Annotated in this window: 2 protein-coding genes; one reads left to right on the forward strand and one right to left on the reverse strand. The window is 64.8% G+C overall.

What is annotated here, in order from left to right:
• Nucleotides 1-437 (forward strand): MFS transporter (locus tag GH2_RS21070; RefSeq protein ID WP_157086196.1); only part of this gene is annotated, 437 nt, incomplete at its 5' end.
• Between the two features lie 81 nt (nucleotides 438-518).
• On the opposite strand, the gene GH2_RS21830 is transcribed toward GH2_RS21070, so the two are convergent.
• Nucleotides 519-1,573 (reverse strand): site-specific integrase (locus GH2_RS21830; RefSeq protein WP_244885453.1); only part of this gene is annotated, 1,055 nt, incomplete at its 5' end.

A 1,573-nucleotide genomic window follows, 5' to 3' on the forward strand; every position in this document is an offset into this window, starting at 1 on the left:
AGCATTGGCCGGTACTGCTGGTGTTGTGGGCGGTCATCGGTGCTGGTAGCGGGGCGATCTTGACGCCGACGGGCAATGTACTGCGCCGCTCGAGCGCACCGCAGGACCGGCCCGCGGTGTTCGCCGCGCAGTTTTCCCTGTCGCACGCGTGCTGGCTCCTTGCGTATCCGATCGCCGGGTGGGGCGCGACTGTGGCCGGCTACTCGGTGACGTGGATGGTCCTGGCGGGATTGGCCGGGGCTGGTGCGTGTGCAGCAGTGTGGTTCTGGCCCGCGCGTGAGCCGGTGACCCTTGAGCACGTGCACCCGGCCGACCTCACCGACCTCGACCACGTTCGCGACGCAGCGGCGACGTCGGCAGGGTATGTCCACACCCACACGTTTGTCATCGACGACCTGCATCGACAGTGGCCGCAGCAGCATCGCTCGGCCGCCTGACCGGCACTCCTGACGTGAGCGCCATTAGTGAGCGTGACGAACACGAACGCGCGGGCCTCGAACTCGGATGCGGGCGGACTCCTACCGGTCAGCGGATTCGTCGGCCCGCATAGCGTGCCCATGTCTCACCGGAACGCTCGGCGTGAATGAACGCGACCTGGTGGCTGTAGCCCAGAGCGTCGGCGACGATTGGGGAGGGCACTCAAGGACGAGGTCGTCGAGTGCACTGTTGCGGGCACCGAGGTTGCTCATGCCGATCAGGCGCAGGCGGTGCATGATCGTGTCTGGATGAAGGTGGTCTCCGGCGTGGGTGCCGGGATACAGCCAGGGGTTTCCGTGTCCGCTGGTGCGTAGGTTCGTGCGGTGGGCGAGCAGGTCACGGACGAGTTGCGCGAACGGTTCGGGTACATCGACGGGGTGCTTGCCGAAGGTGATCGCCATCGGATTGCCGTCGACGATCGATGATGTCTGCAGTCGGACGATGCTTTTCAGTGGCTGCGCGTACAGCAGAATCAGGACGCCGGCGACCCGGTAGGGGAGCGTCTCACTCTCGCCGGTAAGTAGTTCCCTGATCCAGGCGATCCTCTGCTCTTGGGTCAGCGATGGCGACGTCTTCGGAGCCCGGTGGCCGAGCTGCACGGTGGCGTTGAGCCTGTCTCGTTTGCACACGACCAGGAACGTTCGGATGGTGTACCGCGTCGTAGGTCCAGTTGCGATCCATTGGTCGACATCGCGCTGTGTGCAAGTCTCGATAGTGCGACCGTAGGTGGACCACAACCAGCTCAGGAATTTGACGGTTTCGGTGATCTCTTGTTTGGCCGATCGCACGGACGGTTGGGTATCGCCGCCGGCGTCGGCGATCGCGCGAATCCGCCGCAGATGGTGCCACGTCGCGAAGTGGCGAGCGGGCCTGGCGACCTCAGCAGGTAGATCGATGAGCTTGACGTCGATCCACTGTTCGAAACGTGGTAGCCACCGATCTCGAGGTGGCAGTAGGCCGTGGTGGGCCATCACATTCCGCAGATGTTCAGCCGCCCGACCGGGCCGGGTGTCCAAGCCCTCGTGGGTGGCGGCGATTGTGCCGGTCCCTAGCCCGTGCAGCAGTTCCTGGACTTTCGGTGACCGCTTCCAGATCT

It is taken from the genome of Gordonia hydrophobica NBRC 16057, from assembly GCF_001592365.1.
In the GTDB taxonomy this organism is placed as follows: Bacteria; Actinomycetota; Actinomycetes; order Mycobacteriales; family Mycobacteriaceae; genus Gordonia; species Gordonia hydrophobica.